1 protein-coding gene is annotated in these 5,631 nt (G+C 36.1%); it reads right to left on the reverse strand.

Going from position 1 to position 5,631, the window contains the following annotated elements; all coding sequences use genetic code 11:
* Positions 1–603 precede the first annotated feature (603 nt).
* Positions 604–5,595 (reverse strand): DEAD/DEAH box helicase, encoded by a 4,992-nt coding sequence (locus FNZ60_RS08765; protein WP_142417201.1) that lies wholly within the window; start codon positions 5,593–5,595, stop codon positions 604–606.
* Positions 5,596–5,631 lie beyond the last annotated feature (36 nt).

Below are 5,631 nucleotides of genomic sequence, written 5' to 3' on the forward strand. Positions count from 1 at the left end.
CTCTTTAATGAATTTTATCAGTTCACTTAAATGGATAAACTTATAATTTTAGAGAATGATTAAAACACGTGTTAAAAAACATGTGATCTTTTAAAGCCTTTCAAAAGATAGTTTATAATCATAAGACATGCTATCAAGATAGTGCTGGTTATAAGTTTTGAAAGGGTTTTGAGTTTTGACGGTTGCTGCTTTTATATAAAAAAATAGTAAAAAATAAAAACGTTATATTTCAATGTGTTAATATTTTACAGATCTTTAAAAAACAACCCATATTGACAATACAACCTCTAAATTCAACTAATAATATACGTTTCGAGGGGGTTTTGACAATTTTTGCACCGTCAAAACCTATAAGCAAAATGAATATACAAAACTCTCTTTAAACAGAGCTTTTGAAAAGGATAAACTATCATTTAGATTACGGTATAATCTCTTAAAGGCAATCCAAATAAGAGTTTCTAAAAGTGCAAATGTTCTCTTTTTAGAATAACGCACATAAACACTCCTTTTAAGATTGTAGGTAATAAACTTACAAAAGAGGTATAGCTATATTCTATACCCCTTATGATTAGCATACCCATTATGTGAGTATGCTTTATAAGCTTATTCAGTTTCTCTAATTTCTAATTTTGGTAAGTTCTTAACGATTTTCATTGTTTCTAAACTTACAGTAATAACCCTTTGAAACAATTCTAGAGGGTAGGCAGGGTTGCCAATGGTCTCAACAGCATAGTGATTGGCATCATTCACAATACCACTCTTTTTATCAGTCTTTACGCATTGACGCCCCATAACCCATTCAAGAGCAGGCTTGCCATTCACGATATACTCATAAGCTTCAAGAGGGATATCTGTCATGATGATGTTGCTGTTATAAATAACAGTAGATTTATCCTTTTCCTTACTATTCTTAATTTTTGCGAACTTCATTTCTGTAACGTAGTAAAATTTTTCTGGATTAGGAATATCAGTTTGTTTTGGATTGCCTTTTTTAAATGTGACTTGATAAGGTTCCACATCTTCATAATTCACATGCAAATGCCCTAATTCACGCCCTGCCGTAACAAACTTCCAAAAATCATCAGCTGTCTTTACACAAGGGATACGAGGCAATTCTTTGCATAAATTATCAGCATAACGGGCACGATAATCTTCTGAATGAAGTAAACCATAAACATAATAGAATAGATCATCTTTAGTGATAGTTTCATTAGGATAAGCAGTTTTAAAATGGGCTAGTCCTTCATCCGTAATGGCATCACGTTGTTGTAAACCAGCTGTTTTGCTTTCTTTTGTAGAAACTGAAAATAAATGGGATTGTTTTTCATTTTTATCTTTTAAGACTGTAGTGTCTTCATAAAGATACCGTGGAAAGCATTGACTACCATCTATCATATTCACATCGGGCACATTTTTAGCCATTAAAACAGAAAAACCACTTCTTGCTCCTACAGAAGAAATTTGTATTACTCTATTCTCTGTTGCGTATCCTATAGGAAATATCCGCGGCATTTTTAAAACTAATTCATTGAAAGCGCGATTATAATAAAGCCATTGCTGTATAAAAGGACGATATAAACTTTGTGTAAAACATTCCTCTTCAAAGTTGAAAGTCTTTCTTTTTACCAATTCCTGTTTAAGAGCACGACTCCAACTGATTTTTCTTGCATCTGAATTTACAAAATTGTCTATAACATTGGTACGTATTTTACGGTTAGCATGTGAATAGCTATTATTAAAACGTTCAACCTCAGTGTTATAGAAAACTATCATATTACTCATATTATTTGCGAGAGCCATACGACTTGAATTATATGCCCAAGCATCACGATTGGTTTTTATACCACAAGAGGAAACTTCAAACAGTTTTTTATGATGCCCTTTCTTATCGTCTAAGGCGAGAAACGTAGCAAAATTGTCATCACGTTGATTGATCCAATCACTATGTTTGTCTGGTGTAATTATTTTCCAACCTTGTTTACTCCGTGTAATACCATCAATGCTACTTAAATATTCAAGAGTTGTAAGTTTTTCTTTTGTTGTAAGATTATTACCAATGTCATGATAGTAAATTTTACACTCTCCAGAAGCCTTGGGATTTTTTATAAATAATGTTATAGCAATACCCGTCATACTACCATTACCAAAAACATTCTCACCTTCTTGAGTATTTCCATTGCTTAACATGTTTTTACGAATATCCCCCCGTAAATTAAGCACGTAAATACTGGTAAATTCTTTGGCTAAAGATTTACGTAAGCTATTCATTGTTGGCTTGTCTATGTAACTAGAACCAGAAACAAAGCCGATTACCCCAGCATTATCGATACGGTCACTAGCCCAGCGAATAGCACGAATATAACTATCGTAAAGTGCTTGCACATTAGTTGCTTTCGATAGAGCCGCATAAGTTTCACGAATACGTTTATCTAATATGGGATAAGGAGTATTCTTTGCATTATCATTAGCACTTTTTTGCCCTGTTGAATAAGGAGGATTCCCAAAAATAACTTTGATATTCAGATTTTTCTGATGTTCTAAATATTCACTGTTTTCTTTCATAGTACCTTCCATCAGATCTTTTTTCTCAAAAAGATGAAACGTATCGGTTAAGCCAATATGCTTGAATGGGATATAATTCCCTTTCATAAGACCATGATAGGTTGCTTCAATATTAATGGCTGCTATGTAATAAGCGAGTAAGACAATCTCATTGGCATGGATATCATAACGGTATTTATACTCCATATCCTCTGATTTGATCAGTTTAGATTGTAATAGCCGCGTAATAAAGGTTCCTGTTCCTGTAAAAGGGTCAAGAATAGACACACCCCGTGATCCTAGACTTTTTCCAAATTCATTGCGCAAAACATCATCAACAGAATGAATGATAAAATCTACAACCTCAATGGGGGTATAAACAATTCCTAATTTTTCTACTGTACGTGGAAAAGCATAACGGAAAAATTCATTATAAAGCTCTACAATTAGGCTTTGTTGTGCTTCAAGAGTGGTAATTCCACGCGTGTAAAATTGTACACTCTTAGAAATATTTTTGAGATCTTGAGATTCTTCTTTAAGAGTAAACTTATCAAGGGCATTGAGTACACGTTGTAAGGCGCAAGATACGGGATTTTCTTGAACAAACTGATGCCCTTCAAATAAAGCATTAAAGACTGGACGCGTCACAAGATGTTGCGCAAGCATTTCAATTGCATCTTGTTCAGAGATAGCCGTGTTTAAATTGCTACGCAATTCGGTCATAAAATCATTAAACACCTGTTGTGTTTCAGTTTCTGATTTCGTCAAAACTTCAGTTAAGCGTGTGATATGAGTTTGAGCAAGATCACCAACATTTATTGCCCATTTTTTCCAATAGCTAGGGTCATAAAATCTATTGACTATAGCAGCTCTAATGACATCTTTACATTTAGAAAAAAGGGGAAGTTCCCCTTGTGCTTCGTGTGTTTGAGAGGCTTCATAAGTTGCTACCCCAATATTAAGTCCTGAATAGTCTAATTTTGAGCGTAGAGGTAAATCATCAATAACCGTGGTCGTATCTTCTAATGCAAGTTCTTGAGAAGCAGCAACGATTTCAAGAGAATCGCTTACGTCTTGTTTTTTGTGCATATGGTGAATTATTTTATTAAAGTTATCATCATGGGCACGTAAAGCATTGAGAACTTGCCAGATGACATTATACTTTTTGTTGTTTTCTAAGGCTATTTCCGCTGGAATGTCAGCGGGTATCCCAATGGGTAGAATGATATAGCCTCTTTTTTTACCCTCTGCTCGACGCATGACGCGTCCTATTGCTTGAATAATCTCAATTTGACTTTTTCGCGGGTGTAAAAATAGAACGGCATCAAGAGCAGGAACATCAACGCCTTCAGAAAGACAGCGTACATTGGTCAACACACGACACGCATTTTCCCCTGCATCTTCCTTTAACCAATCAAGTTGTTTTGTGCGTTCTTTAGCACTAAAGCTTCCATCAATATGGGCAAAGGTACAGTTAAGAGGGGGAGTATCTTTATAGTTTTTATGAAGAGCGCGCAAAGATTCTTGCACTTTTTCTTTTTTGAATCTTTTGCATATGCGTTTAGAAGTATCAATATCTTTGCAAAAAGCTAAAGCTCTACGCATAGGCTTGGGGTCATCTTCAAGATCAAGTTTCAAGTCCATTTTAGTAAGGGCTCTATAACAGCCATTAATCTTGGTCCTATCGTCAAGAATAAGTTCATAATTCTCATCGGTAATAAGATGTTGAATGGATTGGCTTACTTCTTTTTCATTGACAACTAATATGATCACTTTACAAGGTGATAACAGCTTATCCTCTAAAGCCCTTGAAAAGCTGTAATTATAAAGTTGTTTGCCATAGAGTTTTTCATTATCCATGGACACCAAAACGTTATTGGACAAGACAGCATTCCTTTTCAGCTTGTCACTAAAGATACGAGGCGTTGCTGTCATATACAGACGTTTTTTACCTTGAATGATACTGTTATCATGAACCTTGATAAATTCAGATTCATGCTTGTCTGTTCCCAATACAACCCCCGTCGTCCTATGGGCTTCATCACAAATGATCAGATCAAACTCGGGTAATCCATGCTCTCTTTGCGCATCGGAAATCACTTGAATGGAATGGTAAGTCGAAAAGACCACCGTCATCACATCAAGAGAGGTTTTATTGGCTTTACGTGCAAGCTCTTGTGAATCCGTGGTAGCGGGCAAAACAAGATCAGATGCATCGAGACCAGATTCATCATCATGTTTCCCTTTACGACGCTTGCCTACTTGTGTATCCGAACACACCGCAAAGGAACGCAAGGGGATTTCTGTATCAATGGTCCATTCACGGATTGTTTGTGACATCAAAGCAAGAGAAGGCACTAAAAACAATACACGCTTGCCTTTTCCGGCGAGAGTTTCTGCTATCTTAAGGCTGGTGAACGTCTTGCCTGTACCACACGCCATAATAAGCTTGCCACGGTCTGCTTCTTTTAAACCTTCACAAACAGCTTTCAGTGCATCCTTTTGATGATCTAAAAGCTTTTTTTTCGGTTGCTCTTTAAGGACGGCTTGTCCTCTTTCTTTGTAAGCCCCCCAATCAATTTGACTGTTTTCTAAATCAAACAGATTAATCTGTTGAATACGAACCTCTTGACCATCACACGTGTTGTTCGCATTATCACTCCAATTGCTTTCAGTGCTATCAACCAGTATGCGACGCGTAAAAATCTTTTTGCCAGAGGCAGCGATAAAACTATCAATATCTTCTTTTTTAATGATGTGAGAGGCGTCATAGCATTTACATTGAATAGCCGCATAGCCTCCTTGATCACGGATTGTAGCGACCAGATCAATGCCGATATCACGCCTATCTTCATCATGTTCCTCAGCCCATTCCGAATAAGTTTGAACCTTTTCGTATTCTTGCTTTTGCAAGGGGTCTTCAGACAGATAATCCTTCACAAGATTTTCAAAAAGGGTTCCCAATTCACGGGGTGATTTTGCTTGTTTGCGATAATATTCCAACAGAGAGCGTAGCGTGACTTGTTCATGATTAGATTTATGAGAGCGAAGCATAAAGAATAAACTCCATGACAAAATATTCTACGAATT

The sequence above is a fragment of the Bartonella massiliensis genome (genome assembly GCF_902150025.1).
GTDB classification, from domain to species: Bacteria; Pseudomonadota; Alphaproteobacteria; order Rhizobiales; family Rhizobiaceae; genus Bartonella; species Bartonella massiliensis.